Genomic DNA, 20,737 nt, shown 5'->3' on the forward strand with positions numbered 1-20,737 from the left:
CCATGATCAAGAGCATCAAAAGCACTCTGCACGAACGTCTGCTCACCTTGGCAGATGGTCGGCAGGTGGCCCTGCTTGAGAATCAACTCGCGGGTCAGACTCAACAGGGCAAACCCCTGCTGATTGCCCTACATGGCTGGCTCGACAATAGCGCCAGCTTCTTGCCGCTGGCGCCGCATCTGGGGGATTTTCACCTCATCTGTGTCGATCTGCCGGGGCATGGTCACTCCGATCACAAAACCACCCCTTATGTCTTTGTCGACTGGCTGGACGATCTCTACCAGATCGTGCAGGCGGCGGGCTGGTCGCGTTTCACTCTGCTCGGTCACTCCCTCGGGGCGCTGATCGCCTCCGCCTATGCCGGGGTGTTCCCCGAACAGGTGGAGCGGTTGATCATGCTGGAGGGGCTGGGGCCGCTGAGTCAGCCCGATGAGGAGGTACCTGCCCAGCTGCGACGTGCAATTTTAAACCGCAGCCGCACACGGGAGCGCAGTGCCAACGGCTTTGCTTCCATTGATGAGGCTGTCGCCGCCCGTTGCAAAGTGGCGGATATCACGCCGCAGGCGGCGCATCTTATCTGTGAACGGCAGCTTGAGATGAGGGCAGGGCGCTGGCACTGGCGAAGCGACCCCCGCTTGCGGGATCTGTCGCCCCTGAGAATGAGCGAAGGACAAGCTCGGGCACTGATGGCGGCTATCCGTTGTCCTGTGCTGTTGATTCAGGGGGAGCAGGGCTTTGCTGCGCTGGAAGCCCAATGGCAGGCCCGTCAGGATGCCTTCCAGCAGATCGAGCGGGTCATATTGGGTGGAAACCATCATTTTCATATGGAAAATTCGGTTGATACGGCCGTTTGTATCGTAAAGTTTTGTCAAGTTCGGTAGAATCGCCAGCTTTCAATAATTCCAGGTTTGTTTTCTCCCTCACATTTTTCCGTTGTTAATTTGCTGTTAATTGATGTTGCGCTGTGTAAATATGTGCGGCATTAGAGCATCAGCTTAAAACAACCGATTAAAATGGATGTGAACCGGGACGGAGGCAACACAGTGAGCGCACAGGTGCTAGTTATGCAGGAGAAGTTTGTGGAAAAAGTCTGGCTGAAACGTTATCCGGAAGGGGTCCCCGCCGAGATCAATCCAGACCAATACAGCTCCCTGGTCGAGATGTTCGAATCCTCGGTGACCCAGTTTGCCGATCAGCCCGCCTTCGTCAACATGGGCCAAACCATCACCTACCGCCGGCTGGAAGAGCAGTCCCGCGCCTTTGCTGCCTATCTGCAAAACGAGCTGAAGCTGGAGAAAGGGGATCGAGTTGCGGTGATGATGCCTAACCTGCTGCAATACCCCATCGCCGTGTTCGGCATCCTGCGCGCCGGCATGATAGTGGTCAACGTCAACCCGCTCTATACCCCGCGCGAGCTGGAGCATCAGCTCAAAGACTCCGGTGCCAAGGCCATCGTCATCGTCTCCAACTTCGCCCATACCCTGGAAAAGGTGGTCTACGACACCCCGATCAAGCACGTTATCCTGACCCGGATGGGGGACAATCTGGGGCTGGCCAAGGGCACTCTGGTCAACTTCGTGGTCAAGTACGTCAAGAAGCTGGTGCCGAAATACAATCTGCCCCACGCCACCACCATGCGTCAGGCCCTCTCCAAGGGGCGTTTCCTGCAGTACATCAAGCCGGAGATCACCAACGACGATCTCGCCTTCCTACAGTACACCGGTGGCACCACCGGCCTCTCCAAAGGGGCCATGCTGACTCATCGCAACATGATTGCCAACGTCGAGCAGTGCCTCGGCGTCTACGGCCCCATGCTGGAGCGCGGCAAGGAGTTCGTGGTCACCGCGCTGCCGCTCTATCACGTCTTTGCCCTGACCGTGAACTGCCTGCTCTTTATGCGCATCGGCGGTTACAACCTGCTGATCAGCAACCCGCGCGACATCCCGGGCTTTGTCAAAGAGATCAAGAAGTATCCCTTCACCTGCATTACCGGGGTCAACACCCTGTTCAATGCGCTGGTCAACAACGAAGAGTTTCAGGGGATCGCCTTTGACAAGCTCAAGCTCACCATCGGCGGTGGCATGGCGGTGCAGCGCGCGGTCGCGGAGAAGTGGAAGACGCTGACCGATACCCCGCTGCTGGAAGGCTATGGCCTGACTGAGTGTTCGCCACTGGTGAGCGTCTGCCCCTACGATCTGACCGATTACAACGGTTCCATCGGTCTGCCGGTCTGCTCTACCGAGATCCGGCTGGTGGATGACAACGGTCAGGTGATCCACGCCCTCGGCACCCCGGGCGAGATGCAGGTGCGCGGCCCGCAGGTGATGGTGGGCTACTGGCAGCGTCCCGAGGCGACCGCCGAAGTGATGCAGGATGGCTGGCTCTGTACCGGTGATATCGCGGTGTGCGACGAGCAGGGCTTCTTCAAGATCGTTGACCGCAAGAAGGACATGATCCTGGTCTCCGGTTTCAACGTCTATCCGAACGAGATCGAAGATGTCGTCGCCCTGCACCCGAAAGTGCTGGAAGTAGCTGCCGTGGGTGTGCCGCACAAGGTTTCCGGTGAGCTGGTGAAGATCTTTGTGGTCAAGAAAGATGCAAAATTGCAGGAGGACGAGATTATTGCCCACTGCCGCAAACATCTGACTGCCTATAAGGTGCCGAAACTGGTAGAATTTCGTGACGAACTTCCCAAGACCAATGTGGGCAAGATCCTGCGCCGCGTACTGCGCGACGAGGAGATTGCCAAGCAATAACCGGACTGTGGCTGCAGAAGCCTCTGCAAACCAGCACCGTCGTTATGCAAAACCGTGGGTCATCCCACGGTTTTTTCTTTTTGGCCCTGATCAACCGCGCAGGCACAGATGCACTATCAACTTATCACTCAGCAAGCCGAACTTGAGCAGTATCTCGCTTCTCTGGCCGACGTTCCCCTGGCTATCGATACTGAATTCGTTCGCACCCGTACCTACTACCCCCAGCTTGGCCTGTTCCAGATCTATGACGGCGAGCATCTGGCACTGCTGGATCCGCTGACGCTGGATCTCTCCGCCCTCTGGCAGCGACTGGGCAGGGAAGGGCAGATCGCCATCCTGCACGCCTCTGGCGAAGATCTGGAGCTTATCCAGCATCAGGCGGGCCACCTGCCCAACCAGATGCACGACACCCAGCTGGCAACCGCCTTTCTCGGTTACGGCGTCTCGGTCGGCTTTGGTGCGCTGGTGAACGAATTCCTTGGGGTCGAGCTGGAAAAAGATCAGGCGCGCACCGATTGGCTGGCCCGCCCGCTTACGCCACGTCAGCTCGAATACGCGGCAGCGGATGTCTTCTACCTGATGCCGCTCTACGAGAAAGTGATGGCCAAACTGCGGGAAAGCGGCAAGTTTGCCTGGTTCGAGCAGGAGTGCCAAAACCACTCCGCCCGCAAGACCCAGGGTAGCGATCCCCGTCAGGCATATCTTGACATCGTCAACGCCTGGCAACTGGGTCGCCGCGAGCTCGCCATTCTGCGCGAGCTGGCCGCCTGGCGCCAGCAAGAGGCGGTGCGCCGCGATCTGGCCCTCAACTTCGTGGTCAAAGAGCTGCACCTGTTCAAGGTGGCAGAGCGTCGTCCTGCCTCCCTGCGGGATCTCAACGAGCTCGGCCTATCGCCCATCGAGATCAAGATCCACGGCAAGCGGATGCTCGATATCGTCGCCAAGGCGCAGCAGAGCGATCCTGACAGCTGGCCCGAGCCCATTCGTCGGCTGGTCGACTTCCCCCAGTACAAGGCCGAGCTCAAGCGCATCAAAGCCATGGTGGAAGAGAAGGCCAAGGCGAGCAATATTCCGCCTGAGCTGATTGCCAGCAAGAAGATCATTCACCAGTACTTCACCTGGAGCTGGCGGATGAACGACGAAGAGCGGGCCCGCAGCGACAAGCCGATGCTTCTGCAAGGGTGGCGTCATGAGCTGGTCGGGCACCTGCTGGCACAATAAGCCACCAGAGTGTTGCACCTATAAATCAATCCTCACCCTCGGGTGGGGATTTTTATTTTTAGGGGGAATTTATGATTTAAAATGTCAGAATATCTTGCGGTCGCTTATCAAATAATTGTGGCTCAAGAACAAGAGCTCGAAATAAACGAGCTTATTTTTCGTGACTGTGTTGGCAATAAAAAGTCATATATCATTAATTGTCTTGTTGAACTTGATAGTGAAAATTCTTACAAGATAAATAGAGGTAAGTCCGCTACCAATAAGACTGCAAACATGTAGATAGGGTGATGCTTCAATAATTCCATTTCGTATGGCAGATGGGCATACTATAAAAATAGTCAACAAGAAGCACATAGGGATATTGATTGTATGCTGTCTATTTATTGCATTTCTATCATCTGGCCATATGAAAAAACCATATTTATATGCCATTACTAAAAAAATGGTGATCAACAATAGGTAGTATATAACTTGAGGAAGTACATAGGTTAGTAAGGTGCTGTAACTGGCCTGAATGGGGATAAATTCAGCTCTATATATTATTTCAAATGAAATATTAACGAGTAGTATTATTATCCCATGAATGACTGTTGGGCGTTTGTAATCTCTGATTCTATATCTGGCTCGTGACTTCTTCAGGAAAAAAATAAATAACAATATGGCGATAGCTAAAGCAAGATACATTTTTTTTCCCAAGTTTGGATGGTCAGAGCCAAATCATGGTGAATTATAAAGACTCGCTTGTACCTATAGCAATGAGGGCTTCAGAAAAAAAAGGAAAAAGGCAGCGGAACACCGCTGCCTTTTTTGATCACCAGATAGGCTGGGTCAGATAAGGGTTGCTCACCTTCTCGCGACCGAAGGTGGAGCTGGGGCCGTGGCCCGGGATAAAGACGATCTCGTCCCCCAGCGGCAGCAGGGTCTCGGTGATCGACTTGATCAGCGTACCGTGATCGCCACGGGGGAAGTCGGTGCGGCCGATGCTGCCGGCAAACAGCACGTCGCCAACCCAGGCGAGTTTTTCGGCCTGACTCAGCAGCACGATATGGCCCGGGGTGTGGCCTGGGCAGAAGTAGACCTCCAGCTCGCACCGGCCAATCTGCACCTTGTCACCCTGCTCAAGCCAGCGATCAGGCGTGAAGGCGGGGCTATGGGCAAAGCCGAACATCTGGCTCTGCTGGGGCAGCATGTCGAGCCAGAAGGCGTCTTCCTTATGAGGGCCGGTGATGGCGACGCCGGTTTTTTCCCGCAGCTCGGCGGCGGCACCGACGTGATCCAGATGACCGTGGGTCAGCAGGATGTGGGTCAGGGTCAGGCCGCGTTTGGCGATGGCGGCCAGCAGTTTGTCCGCTTCGCCGCCCGGATCGATCAGGGCCGCCTGATGGGTCTCGTCACACCAGATGAGGGAGCAGTTCTGGGCGAACTGGGTGACCGGGATCACCTCGAATTTCAACATAGAGTTCCTCGCTTGGGATGGGTCAGCCGCGCAGCGCGCTGGCATGTTGCTCGGCGAAATAGTCGAGACAGGCCTGCTTGTCACCGCGAAACACGATGCGCTCCTGCTTGTTGCCAAGCTGATAGAGATACATGGGGTCGTAGTAGCGGGTCAGCAGCAACGTGATCCAGGCCAGATGCAGCCCGGTATCGCCGCTCTTTTCCTGCTCGGTGAGGGCGGTCTGCATCAGGGCATCCAGCTCGCGGTGGGCCAGATCGCCAAGACGGCGCTTGAGGCGGGCCAACGCATCGGTGAGATAGGCGGCAAACAGCGGCCATCCCTCTTCTTGGCCATACATGGCTTGATAGCGCAGCCAGAGATCGTGCACGTAATCTTCGCGGATCTGCTCGGCGCGCTCCTCCTGCGGTACATCCACCACCACCAGCGGTGCCTGACTCATGGCCTCATGGAGGGAGAGGGGCAGGCAGCAGCGGCCGATCAGGCGACTCTCATCTTCGACCACGAAGGCATGCTCGCCCTGATGGCGGCGCTTGAGCAGCTCGATGGCCATGTTGTTTTCAAAATTGATGTTGCTGGGCTGGCCGCCGGGCAGCTGACCAAACGACGACCCCCTGTGATGGGCGTGTCCTTCCAGATCGAGCGCCTGGGCAACATGGTCCAGCATATGGGTCTTGCCGGAGCCGGTCATGCCGGTCAGCACAGTCCAGCGGCACTCGGCAGAGGCCTTGTCCTGGGTGTCGATCAGGAAACGGCGCAGCTCCTTGTAGCCACCGGCGACGCGGGGGCGAGTCACCCCGGCATCCGCCAGCCACTGTTGTACAGTTTGCGAGCGCAGGCCGCCGCGAAAGCAGTAGAGCAGGGCATCGGGCTGCTTGCGCAACTGCGCCAGCCAGCCTTCGAGTCGTTCGGCACGTACTGCTCCCCCCACCAGCTTGTGTCCAAGCTCAATGGCGGCGGCCTGACCCTGCTTCTTGAAGCAGGTCCCCACCTGGGCGCGCTCATCGTCTGTCATCAAGGGCAGGCTGGTCGAGCAGGGGAAGGCCCCCTCCTTGAACTCGATGGGGGCGCGCACATCAATCAACGGCACATCGCCTAAAAAAATCTGGGCGTAGTCCGTGGCCAGTGGCAATTCACTCATTGGACAATCTCGATAAAGCGGGTGCCTTCAAGGGGCTTGATCTGGCCGATGGGCGAGAGCGCAAGGCCAGCTTCGTGCGCGATGGCGAGCAGCTCGGCTTCGCTCTCTTTACCCACGGCAACCAGCAGGCCGCCGCTGGTTTGCGGGTCGCACATGATGTTGCGGGTGCGATCGTCCATGGCATCCAGCTTGTGGCCGTAGGAGTCGTGGTTGCGCAGGGTACCGCCCGGTACGCAGCCCTCACTCAGGTAGTAATCCACCTCATCCAGCAGCGGCAGCGCCTTGAAGTCGAGGCGGGCACTGACGCCAGATCCTTCACACATCTCCAGCAGATGGCCAGCCAGACCAAAACCGGTGACGTCGGTCATGGCGTGCACACCCGGCAGCTCGGCAAAGCGCTGGCCGATCTTGTTGAGGGTGCACATGGCGTCGGGGGCCAACTGCTCGTGTTCGGGCTTCAGCTTGCCCTTCTTCTGGGCGGTGGTGAGGATACCGATACCAAGGGGCTTGGTCAGATAGAGGGTGTCACCCACTTTGGCGGTGTCATTCTGCTTGATGGCGTCAAGGGGCACGATACCGGTGACCGCGAGGCCGAAGATGGGCTCGGGGGCATCGATGCTGTGGCCACCGGCCAGCGAAATACCCGCTTCATGGCACACCTGACGGCCGCCGTCGATCACCTGCTGGGCCACTTCGGCGGGCAGGGTATTGATGGGCCAGCCGAGGATGGCGATGGCGACGATGGGCTTGCCGCCCATGGCATAGATATCGCTGATGGCGTTAGTGGCGGCGATGCGGCCAAAGGTGAAGGGGTCATCGACGATGGGCATGAAGAAGTCGGTGGTGGAAACAATGCCCTGACCGTTGCCGATATCGACCACGGCCGCGTCATCCTTGCTGCTGTTGCCAACGATCAGGGTCGGGTCGTTGAAGCCCGGGATCTGGCTCTTGAGGATGGTGTCGAGTACCTTGGGAGAGATTTTGCAGCCGCAGCCAGCGCCGTGGCTGTATTGGGTCAGACGAATGGAAGACATACTTACCCCTTTTATTTGCAAACAGAGCAGAGGCTCTGTGGAGCCGTCTTGGTCAATGGGCGGTCTTGTAGAGAGAATGACAAGAAGCCGCAAATATGGGTGGCCTCGGTGCCAACAGGGGCAGCGATGACTGGCAGTTATGAAGGACCGCCAGGCCTGACGGGGAAGAAAAGGGCGACAAGATGCGCCAGCGCAGCCCCGCCAAGGGCCACAGGACGGGGCATTATGCCACATTTGCCCCTTGGGGTTCGAACAGGAATTCACATAAACAGCAGGGAATTGCCCGCACTTCCCTGTCATCGGTCTGGATCCAGCGCTGGCTGATTGATTGCGGTACAGATGCAGCAAAGAGAACGTCAAAGAGACCAACAGCACGCAACTGCCGATCTACAACAGGAGAGCTTAGTGACCACCACATTTTTGGTTAACCACCCCATCACCACGGCACAGTTTGCGGCGTTGTTGGCGCAGACCTCGCTGGGGGCGAGACGGCCGCTGGACCATCCGGCCACCCTGCAGGGCATGCTGGATCACGCCAATTTGCTGATCACCGCCTGGCAGGGTGAGACCCTGGTCGGGGTGGCCCGCTCGGTGACCGATTTTCATTTTTGTTGTTACCTCTCGGATCTGGCGGTAGCCGAGTCGGTGCAGGGGCAGGGGATTGGCAAAGCCCTTATTCGCGAGACATTCTTGCAATTGCAGCCCGGCTGCAAGCTGATCCTGCTGGCCGCGCCGCAGGCGGTGGCATACTACCCCAAGCTTGGATTTAGCCAGCACCCGAGTGCCTGGGTGATGAGCAATCTGGATGAACTGGTACTGGATGAGTTGGCATAAAACCGTCAACTCATCCAGACAGGGCGAGATTAACTTATCCGGCTTGCTCCAGCACCGGCTGGCGAGCCTTGCCCCAGCGGCGCAGGCGCCGTTGCAGTGGCCGCTCCAGCAGGTTGTAGCTCAGCGCCGAGAGCCCGATCAGCACCGCCAGCATCATCAAGGTTGCCACTACCCCCAGCAGCGGGTTGGTCTGGCCATACCACCATTCGGTGAGCCCCGGCGCCAGATAGTGGATGAGCTCGCAGCCGGTGAGCAGTACCAGCGCATGGAGCAGGTAGATGGAGTAGGAGAGATCCCCCAGCCAGTTGGTGAAGCGGTTATCCAGGAGGTGCAGCAGCGGGCTCTGGCGCTCCCCCTGTGCGGCGGCAATCCAGATCAGCAGTATGTAGGAGCCGATCAGCAACAGAGTCAGCTGTGGCGTCATGGTGAACTGCATCAGCGCGAAGGGCAGCACAAAGGCGATCAAGAGCGGCAGATCCCGCTTCATCATGGGGAAGTTTTTCGCAGCCTTGACCCTCGGCAGCAGCCAGAGGCCGAGTACAAATTCACTCACCCCGCGTCCCACCGCCAGCGCCCCGCTGGTGACATCCAGTGTGCCGCGACTGTGCACGATAAAGGCCAGCACCGTCAGCGCCAGCAGGGGTGCGAGATGGCTCCAGCGACTGCGGGTGACCGCCAGCGGGATCAGTAGCGGGAACAGCAGGTAGCTGATCCACTCCACGCTGAGCGACCAGGCGGCGAAGTTCCAGGTCAGCCCGTGATCGGTCACTACCTGCAGCAGCAGGAAGGCGCTTGGCAGCGCCTCGGCCGGGGTGAAGGGGGAGCCGAAAGGCGGCATCCCTTCCCACTCCCACATCTTGAACATGGGGCCGGCATAGAAGCCCACCCCGTGCCGCGCCTTGTAAAGCTCCCAGCTAACCAGCAACAGCAGGGTCACCAGATAGAGAGGGTAGACACGAGTCAGCCGCAGCCAGAGAAAACGGCCATAGCTCACGGTGCGGGGCGTGCGGGTGAAGGCCTCGCCATAGACATGGGCCAGCACCACGCCGCTCAAAATAAAGAACAGGTCGACCCAGAGGTAGCCATTCTCGATGAGTTGGGTGTGGCTTGCGATCGACTCCATCCACTGGGGAAAGAGCAACAAGCGGGCATGGAACAGCACCACCATCAGGGCAGCGATGCCCCGCAGCGGCGTTAACAGCGGCAATGATTGATTCATAACGGGATCCCTTGTGATGTTCAGCTTGGCCTGACATCGATTTTTGTTGTTGTACCGTCCATTACTCCTGATAGGACGGTTGCCCCAGCTTGGCTGCCGAAGGCGGGATCACACTACGGAAAAGAGAGTCATACGGGTGTGATTTGAATCATAAATGCGCAGTTATTGTGCAAAAAAATTTAAACAGATAAAGACGTGGGACGCAGGCAGGGAAAGAGGAGGAGAGAGAACACCCATAAAGCAGAGAGGTGGAATCGGGGCGAGCGTCAGGCTCAGGCCTATACGGCGCGAGCAAAACAATCAGGCCCGCAAGGGGCCTGATTGATCACAAGGGAAGATGACGGCCGATCAGCGGGCGCGTACCACCAGACCCTTGAGGTAGAAGCCTTCCGGATAGGCGGTACCGATAGGGTGATCGGAGGCCTGGGAGAGCAGCTCCAGGATCTGGGCATCGCGACCGGCATCGAGCGCCGCATCGGCAACGATCTTCTGGAACAGGCTCTGCTCCATCAGGCCGGAGCAGGAGTAGGTCAGCAGCACGCCACCCGGCGCCAGCAGCTGGAACGCCAGCATATTTATGTCCTTGTAGCCACGGCAGGCACCCAACAGCTGGGCCTTGCTCTCGGCGAACTTGGGCGGATCCAGCACGATGACGTCGAACTTCTCGCCCTTCTCGCGATATTCCCGCAGCAGCTTGAACACGTCGTGACGGACAAACTGGGTGTTGCTGGTATCCAGCCCGTTCAGCTCGGCATTCTGGCGGGCGATATCCAGCGCATTCTGGGAGAGATCGACGTTGACCACTTCCTTGGCGCCGCCCTTGAGGGCATAGACGCCAAACCCACCGGTGTAGCAGAAGCAGTTGAGGACGCGCTTGCCTTCGGTGTATTTGGCGGCAGCCTGACGGTTATCCCGCTGATCCAGATAGAAACCGGTTTTATGGCCGTTGCGAATGTCTACCAGGATCTTGACGCCACCGTTCTCTTCAATGACCACCGGCTCGTTCGGGGTCTCGCCATAGATAACGCCGGTGCGCTCTTTCAGCCCTTCCTTCTTGCGCACTGCCACATCGGAGCGCTCATAGATGCTGCACTCGGGGTAGAGGGTACGCAGTGCTTGCGTTATCAGCTCACGCTGGAACTCGGCGCCGGCAGAGAGGATCTGGCACACCAGAAAATCGGCATAACGGTCGATGGTCAGACCCGGCAGGCCGTCGGATTCGGCGGCGCAGAGGCGATAACCGGTGAGACCCTGACGCTTGATCAGCGGATCGCGAGACTCCTGCGCATATTTGAGGCGACGGATAAAGAAGTCGAGATCGACGGTCTCATCCTTGTCGAAGGTCCAGACCCGGGCACGGATCTGGGAACTGCCTGACCAGGCGCCACGGGCGAGCCACTTGCCATCGTTGGCATAGATCTCGACGGTATCGCCGTCAATGGGATTGCCCTGAACCCGCTCAATCCCCTTGGAGAAGATCCAGGGGTGGCGACGCAGCAGGGATTTTTCGCGGCCTTTGACGAGATAGATGGAAGCGCTCATGGATGTTTGCCGATGGTAGAAAGAAAAGGGGCCACATTCTATGTGGCCCGCAGGTAAAACTCAAACAACCCTGTGTAATGGATGGGGTTGCCCTGATATGACACCTCATATGGTCAGAGCTTAATCCCCTTGAGTGCCTGGGTCAGCTCGCTGGCGGTGGCTTTCAGCCCCTGCGTGCCAGCTACCGAGGCGCTGGCGGATTCTTCCACCTGCGCCGCTTCATGGCGCACCTGATCCAGATTGTGGGTGATCTCGGCGGCGACCGAGCTCTGCTCTTCGCTGGAGGTGGCGATCTGGGTGCTCATCTCCAGCACAGCATCGCTGTGGTTGCTCAGTTTTTCGATATCTAGCCCCACCTCGCTGATGAGCTGCTGGCTGCTGGCGGCACGCCCCACGGTTTTCTCCATGATCTCGTTCAGCGCCCCGGTACCGGTCTGAAGCTCTTCGATCATCTGCTGGATTTCGACCGTCGCCTGCTGGGTACGGCTGGCGAGAGTACGTACTTCATCCGCTACCACCGCAAAGCCGCGACCCTGCTCACCGGCACGGGCCGCTTCGATGGCGGCGTTGAGGGCCAACAAGTTGGTCTGCTGGGAGATGGCGTTGATGACGTTGACCACCTCGTTGATCCGGTTGGCGTTGTGGGTGAGCCGCTCGACCGCGCCGGAGGCGTTGCCAATCTCGTCGGCCAGGGTGCGGATTGCCTCTATGGTGCGGGCTACCCGGTTGGCGCCATTGGCTGCCTCTTCGCTCGACTGGCGGGTTTGTTGCAGGGTGTCGTTGGCATTGCGCGCGACTTCGCGGATCGCCGCCGACATCTGCTCCATGGCGGTGGCCAGCGAATCCATGTGCTGGCGCTGGGAACGCGCCATGTTTTCGCCTTCACTGGCGTGGTCACGAAACTCGTCGGCGGCCATGGTCAGCGCCTCGGCAGACTCTTCGACCAGTTTGACGATCTGGTGCTGGCGGTCGGTAAATCGGTCGATGCTGCCCGCCAGGGTGGAGAACTCGTCCCGCACCGGGAAGAAGTTGAGACGGAAGGTGAGATCCCCGTCCGCCACGGTTTGCAGCGCCTTGTTGGTGGAGTAGAGCGCACCGGAGACAAAGGTCATCATGTAGTGGATCACCAGTGCCATCAGGGCGGCCAGCGCGCCGATCAGGAGCAGGGTCGAGCCCTGACCCTCCCACATGGAGAGGTTGCCGGTATCGAGATCGCCGATGACGTAGCCTGCCTGACCCGCTGGCGCGCTAAAGAGGTAGTGATCTCCTTGCTGCTGCAACCCGCTGCTGCCTTGTCGAGTCAGACGCAGATCAGCAGGCAACACCAGAGTTGGCTGCTGGCTGACCAGCTGCGCCGTGGTCTCGACCCGTTGCTGCAACTGTGCTACCCGCAGGGAGATCTCCTGCTGATGGCTGGCCGCCAGCATATACCAGCTGAGAAAGGCGATGATGAAGAGAGGTAACCAGAACGCGATATGGAATTTTTCACTGATGGTGAGGTGAATGAGATAGCGGTCAACCCACCGGAATTTAACTTCTTTCATAATGGAGCTGCATCCTGCAGAGATAGAGTGTCGGGCACATTATCGTCTCGGGAATTTTTTTCTTAAGCAGAAGGTGTGAGAAATGGGAGAGCAATCGTTTGTCATTCGGGTGTGGGGGCAGGTGCAGGGGGTGGGATTTCGCTATTTCACCCGTGAGCGGGCGCTGCAACTGGGTTTGCGGGGCCATGCCTACAACCTGGAGGATGGCTCGGTGGAGATCCTCATCAGCGGCCCCGCGCAGGGGGTGCAGATGATGCTGGGTTGGCTGGAGCATGGCCCGCGCACCGCTAGGGTGACCCGGATGGAGTATGAAGAGGCGCTGCCGCCCACCGGTCAGGGCTTTCACACCAACTGAAGGGGCGGAGACGAGATGGACGCGGACAAGGAAGGTCTGTTGCTGACTCAGGCAACAAGCTGGGTCGCCCGTTATCAGGAGGCGGCGCGGGCGGTGCGCGAAGAGGCCAGCGAACCGGCCGTGCATGGCTACCGTATCGCGGCACGCCGCTTGCTGGCGCTGCTCGCCCTGTGGCGGCCACTCATCTATCATCCCGAGCTGGAGCCGCGTCTGCTGCGCTCGGTCGGGCGGCTCTCGGCGCTGCGGGATGCGCAGGTCTACGCCGAGCGTTTTGGCAAGCCGCCTGCCAGCACGGGCAATACCCACAAATCGGCCTGTCGCGTGCCCCTGTTGTCGCGGCGACTGGCCCGCTGGCTTGCGGCGGTGGCGCAGGTGCCGGATGCGCGGGCATTGGCGTTCCTCTATCAGCAGCATCTGGCCCTGAGCCTTGATGAGGCGCAGAGCGCTCTCGATGAACCTATTCCCTGCGTTGGGAAATCTGTCAGCTCCCGTCAGCAACAGTTGCGCCGCTGGCATCGGCTGCGCCTCGAGATCAAGCAGGCCCGTTATGGCGTGGAACTGTTGCTGGATCTGGGGAGTGGAGATCCCGGCTGGTTGAGCACCCTGACTCACTGGCAGGAGCGACTCGGCCAGTTGCAGGATTGGCGTCAATGGCGGCGGAGGTTGCGAGCAGAGCAGGGGAACACCCGCAAGCAGACGAAACTGCGGCAGCAGTTGAAGGGGAAGATCACCACCCGTTTGCGTCAACTGGACTGCCAGCAGGCGGAGCTGGTGGCGCTCAAACTGGCGATGCTGGCAGGCCACAACATGAATGACATGCCAAGTCGGCTGGTCAGGTATTCAGAACAAAATGTATCGCCCGCGAATCCCGGTGGTGGATAGCCCCAAGGCCGCAATCTACGAAAGTCAACCGCGACCAGCATCTACAGAAACTATCCAAGCCAAACAGGTGAGACAAAAAAGAGAGGCCGTTTGGCCTCTCTTCTTCTATCTCGCTGTGGTCGCAGTCAGCGATACGCTTACTTGACGCGCATACCCGGCTGGGCGCCTTCCTGCGGCTCCAGGATCCAGAGATCCTTGCCGCCCGGGCCTGCAGCCAGCACCATGCCTTCGGACATGCCGAAACGCATTTTGCGCGGCGCCAGGTTGGCCACCATCACGGTCAGCTTGCCTTCCAGATCTTCCGGGTTGTAGGCGGACTTGATACCGGCAAACACCTGGCGGGTTTCGCCGCCGATATCCAGTTGCAGCTTGAGCAGCTTCTCGGCTTCCGGTACCGCTTCGGCCTTCTTGATCAGCGCTACGCGCAGGTCAATCTTGGCAAAATCGTCATAGGTGATGGTTTCGCTGATGGGGTCATCAGCCAGGGGGCCGGTCACTTTCGGTGCCTGCTCCTTGGCCAAGTCTTCCTTGGAGGCCTCGATCATGGCTTCAATCTTCGCCGGCTCGATGCGGGAGAAGAGGGCCTTGAACGGCGCAACGGTATGATCGACCAGCGGCATCTCGATGCCATCCCAGCTGAGGGTTTCGGCCAGGAAGGCTTCGGCACGTTCGGCCAAGAACGGCATGACGGGCTTGAGGTAGGCCATCAGCACGCGGAACAGGTTGATGCCGACCGAGCAGACAGCTTGCAGCTCGGCATCAGCCCCTTCCTGCTTGGCGATAACCCAGGGAGCCTTGTCGTCCACGTAGCGGTTGGCCTTGTCGGCCAGCGCCATGATTTCGCGGATGGCGCGGCTGAATTCGCGGCTCTCATAGGCTTCCGCAATAGCGGTGCGGGCGTTGGCGAACTCGGCGTAGAGCTCCGGTTCGGCGCAGGTGGCAGCCAGCTTGCCGCCAAAACGCTTGGCGATAAAACCGGCGTTGCGGGAGGCGAGGTTGACCAGCTTGTTGACCACGTCGGCGTTGACCCGCTGCACGAAATCTTCGAGGTTCAGGTCCAGATCATCGATGCGGCTGTTGAGCTTGGCGGCGTAGTAGTAACGCAGGCACTCCGGATCCAGGTGGTTCAGGTAGGTGGATGCCTTGATAAAGGTGCCCTTGGATTTGGACATCTTGGCGCCGTTGACGGTCACATAGCCGTGCACGTTGACCTTGGTCGGCTTGCGGAAGTTGGCACCTTCCAGCATGGACGGCCAGAACAGGCAGTGGAAGTAGGCGATATCCTTGCCGATGAAGTGGTAGAGCTCGGCGTCGGAGTCCGCTTTCCAGTAGCTGTCAAAGTCGATGTCGCCACGCTTGTTGCACAGGTTCTTGAAGGAAGCCATGTAACCGATGGGGGCATCCAGCCAGACGTAGAAGTACTTGCCCGGCGCGCCGGGAATTTCGAACCCGAAGTAGGGGGCATCACGGGTGATGTCCCACTGCTGCAAGCCGCTCTCGAACCACTCCTGCATCTTGTTGGCCATCTCTTCCTGAATGGCGCCGGAGCCGCGTACCCACTCAGAGAGCCATTTTTCAAACTGCGGCAGGTCGAAGAAGAAGTGCTCGGAGTCCTTCATTACCGGAGTCGCGCCGGAGACGGCAGATTTCGGATCGATCAGCTCAGTCGGGCTGTAGGTGGCGCCGCAGCTGTCGCAGTTGTCGCCATACTGCTCCGGAGATTTGCACTTGGGGCAGGTTCCCTTGACGAAACGATCCGGCAGGAACATGGATTTTTCCGGATCGAACAGCTGGGAGATGGTGCGGCTCTTGATAAAGCCACCATTTTTCAGGCGGCCATAGATCAGCTCCGCCAGCTCGCGGTTCTCGTCGCTGTGGGTAGAGTGATAGTTGTCAAAGCTGATGTTGAACCCGGCGAAATCAGCCTGGTGCTCCTTGGAGACAGCGGCAATCATCTCTTCCGGGGTGATCCCCATCTGCTGTGCCTTGAGCATGATCGGGGTGCCGTGGGCATCATCGGCACAGATGAAGTGCACCTGATGACCGCGCATTCGCTGATAACGAACCCAGATATCGGCCTGGATGTGTTCCAGCATGTGGCCAAGATGGATGGAGCCATTGGCATAGGGGAGGGCGCAGGTTACCAGCATTTTACGAGGATCAGTTGCCATATTACGTTCTTGATGTGCTTGTTGGGATGATAGAGTGCCGTGCATGTTACCCGAATTGGGGGTAGCCTGCCTAGGGTTGTGGCTATGCCAACCTTGGCAGCACCTGCTGTTACGATGGCAGGCAAGCCACTGATTTGTGTGCGGTAACCGTTCACCTCAAGATAATGACAAGATAATGAGGAGTTAATGGTGATTGATTCAGTAAAACAGATCCTCGCCGAATTTAAGCCAGCTGGCTGGCACAAGGATCTGGTGGATGCCGGATTCGTTCGCGAGATCATCAATCAGGGTCAGGGGCTTACTATCCGGCTGGTATTGCCGTTTGCCGGTCTCTCGCTGCTCGATCAGCTCAAAGAGAACTACGATGCCAGGCTGCGCAGCGCCACCGGCGCCGCCCGTATCGACTGGGCACTGGAGATTGACGTCGCCAGCATGCCGCGGGCGCAGGGCCTCAATGCCGTGCAGGGCATTCGCAACATCATCGTGGTCGCCTCCGGCAAGGGGGGGGTGGGCAAATCTACCACTGCGGTCAACCTGGCGCTGGCCCTGCAAAAAGAGGGGGCGCGGGTTGCCATCCTCGATGCCGATATTTATGGCCCCTCCATACCTACCATGATGGGCACCCTCAAGGAGCGCCCGGTCAGCCATGACGGCAAGCTGATGGAGCCGGTGATGGCCTGCGGCCTCAAGAGCAACAGCATCGGCTATCTGGTCTCCGAGCAGGATGCCACCATCTGGCGGGGCCCGATGGCGAGCAAGGCGCTGGCGCAGATCCTCCATGAGACCCGCTGGGGCGAGGTGGATTATCTGGTGGTAGACATGCCGCCGGGCACTGGCGACATCCAGCTCACCATGGCCCAGCAGGTGCCGACGTCGGCGGCAGTGATCGTCACCACCCCACAGGATGTGGCGCTGGCCGATGCCCGCAAGGGGATCGCCATGTTCAACAAGGTCAATGTGCCGGTGCTCGGCATCATCGAGAACATGAGTTATCACGTCTGCAGCGCCTGTGGTCATCATGAGCCGCTGTTCGGTACCGGTGGCGGTCAGAAGATGGCAGAGCAGTATCAAGTGGCGCTGCTTGGCCAGTTGCCGCTGCACATCGACATCCGCCAACACATGGATGATGGCTGCCCGACGGTGTTCGGCGCACCGGAAGGAAGCCTGGCTCAGGCCTATTTGAAGCTGGCGCGCAGGGTAGGGGCTGAACTCTTTTTCAGCGCAAAACCGATTGCGACCCCCCTCTATGCCATGGCGCTGGATGAATAATCGGCGGTCGGTCACTTGAAAGGGAATTGAGGGTGGGCATGACCCACCCTTTTTTATATAATGGATCGGTTTAAACCATCCCCACTGCTCTTCTCTTTTAGGTATTTGTCATGTCTGATACTCAACATTCGTGTGTGATCATCGGTATTGCGGGCGCATCTGCGTCTGGCAAAAGTCTTATAGCCCAGACCATTTATGAAGAGCTGGTGGCCGAACTGGGCGCAGGTCAGATTGGTGTGATCACCGAAGATTGCTACTACCGTGATCAGACCCACCTGACCATGGAAGAGCGGGTCAAGACCAACTATGACCACCCCAACGCGCTGGATCACGACTTGTTGGTACAGCATTTGAGCCAGCTGGTCAAAGGTGACGCGGTTGCCATTCCCCAGTACTCCTACACCGAACACACCCGGATGAACGAAGTGACCCCGTTTGCGCCGCGCCGGGTGATCATTCTGGAAGGGATCCTGCTGCTGACCGACAGCCGTCTGCGGGATCTGATGGATGCCTCCATCTTTATGGATACTCCGCTCGACATCTGCCTGCTGCGCCGTCTGGTGCGTGATGTGCAAGAGCGTGGCCGTACCATGGACTCCGTGCTCAAGCAGTACCAGAAGACGGTACGTCCGATGTTCCTGCAGTTTATCGAGCCGTCCAAACAGTATGCCGATGTGATCGTGCCCCGTGGTGGCAAGAACCGCATCGCCATTGACATGCTCAAGGCGCGTATTCGCCACATGTTGATTGGTTAAGATGAAACAAGCCGGGTGATGCCCGGCTTTTTTAAAAGCACAATTTGTCAGGAGAGTCGCCCAATGCGTCTGTGTGATACCGATATTGAACGCCATCTGGATGAAGGCAAGATCGTAATTGAGCCACGGCCCGGGGTAGAGCGGATCAGTGGTGTCAGTGTCGATGTGCTGCTGGGTAACGAGTTTCGGGTGTTTCGCGATCATACCGCACCCTATATCGACCTGAGCGGCCCGAGCAGCGAGATGGCCGATGCCATCGATCGGGTGATGAGTGACGAGATCCACATCCCCGATGGCGAAGCCTTCTATCTGCACCCGGGTCAGCTGGCGCTGGCGGTGACCTACGAATCCGTCACCTTGCCTGCCGATATTGTCGGCTGGCTGGATGGCCGTTCTTCATTGGCGCGCCTGGGTCTGATGGTGCACGTGACCGCGCACCGGATCGATCCGGGTTGGTCCGGTCGCATCGTGCTGGAGTTCTACAACGGCGGCAAATTGCCGCTGGCGCTGCGTCCGAAAATGAAGATCGGCGCCTTGAACTTCGAGATGCTCTCCGGCATCGCGGCCCGTCCCTACAACAAGCGGGAAAATGCCAAGTACAAGAGCCAACAGGGCGCCGTTGCCAGTCGCATCAATCAGGACTGATAACTGGCAACACGGCAACGATTCAAGGGAGCACAAGGTGCTCCCTTTTTGCATCTGGAATCAAACGGATATGGGATTGATGGTGCTGGTCGGATGAGATTGGCGGGCGGGGACGTTTTATCACCACTTTTTCCCGTTTTTCTGTCATAAAAACGTCATAAAAATGAAATTATTGGCTTAATTGTCAGCTATTTTTGCCCTTTCCCGCAATCATTGATGGCTTTAATTAATCGATGGCAAGCCGCATGAAGACTGGCTCTAGGATATTTTTTTCCAAAAAGCTCTTTTTTTTTATGGCTGAAATATTTCAATGGTGGCTATGGTGTTGGCCGCCATCTGGCATAATCCGCCGCAACTCATAAACAGGCTTTTTTTTATGTTTGAAATGTTTAGTGGTTTGGGTTTGTGGTGGTCAATCGGTTTGGTATTGGCCGTTTTTTTTGTGCTTGCCTATGAATTTATCAACGGCTTTCACGATACCGCCAACGCGGTAGCAACGGTTATCTATACCAAGGCGATGCCAGCTCACCTGGCGGTCGTTGCATCGGGGATCTTCAACTTTTTTGGCGTCATGTTCGGCGGTCTGGGTGTGGCCTATGCCATTGTCCATCTGCTGCCCATCGACCTGCTGCTTGGGATGGACTCCACCCAAGGGTTGATCATGGTCTTCTCCTTGCTGTTTTCCGCCATCGTGTGGAACCTGGGCACCTGGTTCTTCGGGATCCCGGCCTCCAGTTCACATACCTTGATCGGTTCCATTCTGGGGGTAGGCGGTGCCTATGCCTGGATCACCCATAAACCGGTGACAGAAGGGATCAACGTGGGCAAAGCGATCGACATCATGCTTTCCCTCATCATCTCTCCCACCATAGGTTTCATCATCGCGGCACTGCTGCTGCTGGCGATGAAGCGCATCTGGACCAGCAACAAGATCCACAAAACGCCGGAAGAGCGTCAGCTGGTGGATGGCAAGAAACACCCGCCGTTCTGGGCGCGTCTGACCCTGGTGGCCTCGGCCATGGGCGTCAGCTTCGTACACGGCTCCAACGATGGCCAGAAGGGCATCGGTCTGGTGATGCTGGTGCTGATCTGTATGGCGCCCGCCTATTTCGCACTGGACATGAACAGCCGCGCCTATGATCTGGACCGGACCCAGGATGCCAACCAGCGCATCATGGAGATCTACCAGCGTAACCAGTCCGCCCTCTCTGGCGTCATCAACTTCTCTGCACCGGCAACTGCTCAGGAAGAGCTGATGACTCACTGCTCCGCCGATGGCGTGCTGCAGGCGATGGCCACTCTGGATGCCCGTCTGGGGGCCGTGCGTACTTATGATCAGATGAGCCTGACCGACCGCCGCGAAGTGCGTCGTCTGCTGCTCTGTATCGATGATACCGCCCGAAAGGCTGCCAAGCTGCCGCTGCCCGCCAAGGAGCTGACCGATCTGGCCAAATGGCGCAAGGATCTGACCGCGACCGCTGAATACGCACCGACCTGGGTTATCGTCTCCATCGCGCTGGCGCTGGGTTGCGGCACCATGGTGGGCTGGCGTCGTATCGTTCATACCGTGGGCGAGAAGATCGGCACCACCGGCATGACCTACAGCCAGGGCATTGCGGCCCAGATCACGGCTGCTACCTCCATCGGGGTCGCCAGTCTGACCGGTATGCCGGTGTCCACCACCCACATCCTCTCTTCTGCGGTGGCGGGGACCATGATTGCAAACAAATCCGGCCTGCAGAGCCAGACCATCAAGACCATCCTGATGGCCTGGGTATTGACTCTGCCGCTGACCATGCTGCTCTCCGGCGGCCTGTTCATCGTCAGCCACCATCTGTTTGGCGGATAACATCGTTACCTTTCTAAGGGCCTGAGGGCCCTTTTTTCATATCTGCGATTGGTTTTAATATGCCAAC

17 protein-coding genes are annotated in these 20,737 nt (G+C 58.2%); 10 read left to right on the plus strand and 7 right to left on the minus strand.

Annotated elements, in window-relative coordinates; all coding sequences use genetic code 11:
• The first annotated feature begins 2 nt into the window (after positions 1 to 2).
• The 3 genes from ACTG2T_RS20000 (at position 3) to rnd (ending at position 3,977) form a co-directional block, all read left to right on the plus strand.
• Complete coding sequence (locus ACTG2T_RS20000; RefSeq protein ID WP_330124205.1) at positions 3 to 881, plus strand: alpha/beta fold hydrolase; 879 nt, start codon at positions 3 to 5, stop codon at positions 879 to 881.
• A gap of 198 nt (positions 882 to 1,079) precedes the next feature.
• Complete coding sequence (fadD, locus tag ACTG2T_RS20005; protein WP_085942148.1) at positions 1,080 to 2,756, plus strand: long-chain-fatty-acid--CoA ligase FadD; 1,677 nt, start codon at positions 1,080 to 1,082, stop codon at positions 2,754 to 2,756.
• A gap of 108 nt (positions 2,757 to 2,864) precedes the next feature.
• Complete coding sequence (gene rnd, locus ACTG2T_RS20010) at positions 2,865 to 3,977, plus strand: ribonuclease D (protein ID WP_005360672.1); 1,113 nt, start codon at positions 2,865 to 2,867, stop codon at positions 3,975 to 3,977.
• Positions 3,978 to 4,788: 811 nt separating this feature from the next.
• Here rnd and ACTG2T_RS20015 read toward each other — a convergent pair.
• The 3 genes from ACTG2T_RS20015 to selD are packed head-to-tail and all read right to left on the minus strand — an operon-like array spanning position 4,789 to position 7,605.
• A complete protein-coding gene (locus ACTG2T_RS20015; RefSeq protein ID WP_330124206.1) occupies positions 4,789 to 5,433 on the minus strand; it encodes an MBL fold metallo-hydrolase in 645 nt (214 codons plus the stop codon).
• Positions 5,434 to 5,455: 22 nt separating this feature from the next.
• Positions 5,456 to 6,571, minus strand: a complete 1,116-nt coding sequence (gene mnmH, locus ACTG2T_RS20020) for a tRNA 2-selenouridine(34) synthase MnmH (protein WP_330124207.1) — start codon at positions 6,569 to 6,571, stop codon at positions 5,456 to 5,458.
• Complete coding sequence (gene selD, locus ACTG2T_RS20025) at positions 6,568 to 7,605, minus strand: selenide, water dikinase SelD (protein ID WP_330124208.1); 1,038 nt, start codon at positions 7,603 to 7,605, stop codon at positions 6,568 to 6,570. The genes mnmH and selD overlap by 4 nt, the downstream gene beginning before the upstream one ends.
• A 405-nt stretch (positions 7,606 to 8,010) precedes the next feature.
• Here selD and ACTG2T_RS20030 point away from each other — a divergent pair, with 405 nt between their 5' ends.
• A complete protein-coding gene (locus ACTG2T_RS20030) occupies positions 8,011 to 8,439 on the plus strand; it encodes a GNAT family N-acetyltransferase (RefSeq protein WP_167567727.1) in 429 nt (142 codons plus the stop codon).
• Between the two features lie 34 nt (positions 8,440 to 8,473).
• Here ACTG2T_RS20030 and ACTG2T_RS20035 read toward each other — a convergent pair whose 3' ends face one another.
• From ACTG2T_RS20035 to ACTG2T_RS20045, 3 genes are all read right to left on the minus strand, one after another.
• Positions 8,474 to 9,658: an acyltransferase family protein gene (locus ACTG2T_RS20035; RefSeq protein WP_330124209.1), complete on the minus strand. Its 1,185-nt coding sequence runs from the start codon at positions 9,656 to 9,658 to the stop codon at positions 8,474 to 8,476.
• A 348-nt stretch (positions 9,659 to 10,006) separates the two neighbouring features.
• Positions 10,007 to 11,200: a class I SAM-dependent methyltransferase gene (locus tag ACTG2T_RS20040; RefSeq protein ID WP_005336736.1), complete on the minus strand. Its 1,194-nt coding sequence runs from the start codon at positions 11,198 to 11,200 to the stop codon at positions 10,007 to 10,009.
• 113 nt (positions 11,201 to 11,313) lie between these two features.
• Positions 11,314 to 12,744, minus strand: a complete 1,431-nt coding sequence (locus tag ACTG2T_RS20045) for a methyl-accepting chemotaxis protein (protein WP_330124210.1) — start codon at positions 12,742 to 12,744, stop codon at positions 11,314 to 11,316.
• Positions 12,745 to 12,826: 82 nt separating this feature from the next.
• Between ACTG2T_RS20045 and ACTG2T_RS20050 the strand changes: the two genes are divergently transcribed.
• A complete protein-coding gene (locus tag ACTG2T_RS20050; protein WP_005345583.1) occupies positions 12,827 to 13,099 on the plus strand; it encodes an acylphosphatase in 273 nt (90 codons plus the stop codon).
• Between the two features lie 15 nt (positions 13,100 to 13,114).
• The gene (locus ACTG2T_RS20055; RefSeq protein WP_330124211.1) at positions 13,115 to 13,981 is read left to right on the plus strand and encodes a CHAD domain-containing protein; all 867 of its coding nucleotides are present in this window, start codon (positions 13,115 to 13,117) and stop codon (positions 13,979 to 13,981) included.
• Positions 13,982 to 14,118: 137 nt separating this feature from the next.
• Here the strand turns inward: ACTG2T_RS20055 and metG are convergent, their stop codons facing one another.
• A complete protein-coding gene (metG, locus tag ACTG2T_RS20060; RefSeq protein WP_323888960.1) occupies positions 14,119 to 16,152 on the minus strand; it encodes a methionine--tRNA ligase in 2,034 nt (677 codons plus the stop codon).
• A 186-nt stretch (positions 16,153 to 16,338) separates the two neighbouring features.
• Between metG and apbC the strand changes: the two genes are divergently transcribed.
• The 4 genes from apbC to ACTG2T_RS20080 all read left to right on the plus strand — a co-directional run bounded on the left by apbC (position 16,339) and on the right by ACTG2T_RS20080 (position 20,670).
• On the plus strand, positions 16,339 to 17,421 hold the full coding sequence (gene apbC / locus ACTG2T_RS20065) for an iron-sulfur cluster carrier protein ApbC (protein WP_005345574.1): 1,083 nt from the start codon (positions 16,339 to 16,341) through the stop codon (positions 17,419 to 17,421).
• A gap of 110 nt (positions 17,422 to 17,531) precedes the next feature.
• A complete protein-coding gene (gene udk, locus ACTG2T_RS20070) occupies positions 17,532 to 18,176 on the plus strand; it encodes a uridine kinase (RefSeq protein WP_005352133.1) in 645 nt (214 codons plus the stop codon).
• A 63-nt stretch (positions 18,177 to 18,239) separates the two neighbouring features.
• Positions 18,240 to 18,821 carry a dCTP deaminase gene (gene dcd / locus ACTG2T_RS20075; RefSeq protein ID WP_201987612.1) on the plus strand — a complete coding sequence of 194 codons (582 nt, stop codon included), beginning with the start codon at positions 18,240 to 18,242 and terminating at the stop codon, positions 18,819 to 18,821.
• A 376-nt stretch (positions 18,822 to 19,197) separates the two neighbouring features.
• Positions 19,198 to 20,670 (plus strand): inorganic phosphate transporter, encoded by a 1,473-nt coding sequence (locus tag ACTG2T_RS20080; protein WP_040065480.1) that lies wholly within the window; start codon positions 19,198 to 19,200, stop codon positions 20,668 to 20,670.
• Positions 20,671 to 20,737: the final 67 nt, after the last annotated feature.

The organism is Aeromonas sp. 75A, assembly GCF_051919425.1.
Classification (GTDB): Bacteria; Pseudomonadota; Gammaproteobacteria; order Enterobacterales; family Aeromonadaceae; genus Aeromonas; species Aeromonas veronii.

Coding starts and splice junctions, on each gene's coding strand:
- ACTG2T_RS20045 (WP_330124210.1), bottom strand. CDS start 12,744: ATGAAAGAAGTTAAATTCCGGTGGGTTGACCGCTATCTCATTCACCTC.
- rnd (WP_005360672.1), top strand. CDS start 2,865: ATGCACTATCAACTTATCACTCAGCAAGCCGAACTTGAGCAGTATCTC.
- udk (WP_005352133.1), top strand. CDS start 17,532: ATGTCTGATACTCAACATTCGTGTGTGATCATCGGTATTGCGGGCGCA.
- selD (WP_330124208.1), bottom strand. CDS start 7,605: ATGTCTTCCATTCGTCTGACCCAATACAGCCACGGCGCTGGCTGCGGC.
- ACTG2T_RS20015 (WP_330124206.1), bottom strand. CDS start 5,433: ATGTTGAAATTCGAGGTGATCCCGGTCACCCAGTTCGCCCAGAACTGC.
- ACTG2T_RS20080 (WP_040065480.1), top strand. CDS start 19,198: ATGTTTGAAATGTTTAGTGGTTTGGGTTTGTGGTGGTCAATCGGTTTG.
- metG (WP_323888960.1), bottom strand. CDS start 16,152: ATGGCAACTGATCCTCGTAAAATGCTGGTAACCTGCGCCCTCCCCTAT.
- dcd (WP_201987612.1), top strand. CDS start 18,240: ATGCGTCTGTGTGATACCGATATTGAACGCCATCTGGATGAAGGCAAG.
- mnmH (WP_330124207.1), bottom strand. CDS start 6,571: ATGAGTGAATTGCCACTGGCCACGGACTACGCCCAGATTTTTTTAGGC.
- ACTG2T_RS20040 (WP_005336736.1), bottom strand. CDS start 11,200: ATGAGCGCTTCCATCTATCTCGTCAAAGGCCGCGAAAAATCCCTGCTG.
- ACTG2T_RS20050 (WP_005345583.1), top strand. CDS start 12,827: ATGGGAGAGCAATCGTTTGTCATTCGGGTGTGGGGGCAGGTGCAGGGG.
- ACTG2T_RS20000 (WP_330124205.1), top strand. CDS start 3: ATGATCAAGAGCATCAAAAGCACTCTGCACGAACGTCTGCTCACCTTG.
- ACTG2T_RS20055 (WP_330124211.1), top strand. CDS start 13,115: ATGGACGCGGACAAGGAAGGTCTGTTGCTGACTCAGGCAACAAGCTGG.
- apbC (WP_005345574.1), top strand. CDS start 16,339: ATGGTGATTGATTCAGTAAAACAGATCCTCGCCGAATTTAAGCCAGCT.
- ACTG2T_RS20035 (WP_330124209.1), bottom strand. CDS start 9,658: ATGAATCAATCATTGCCGCTGTTAACGCCGCTGCGGGGCATCGCTGCC.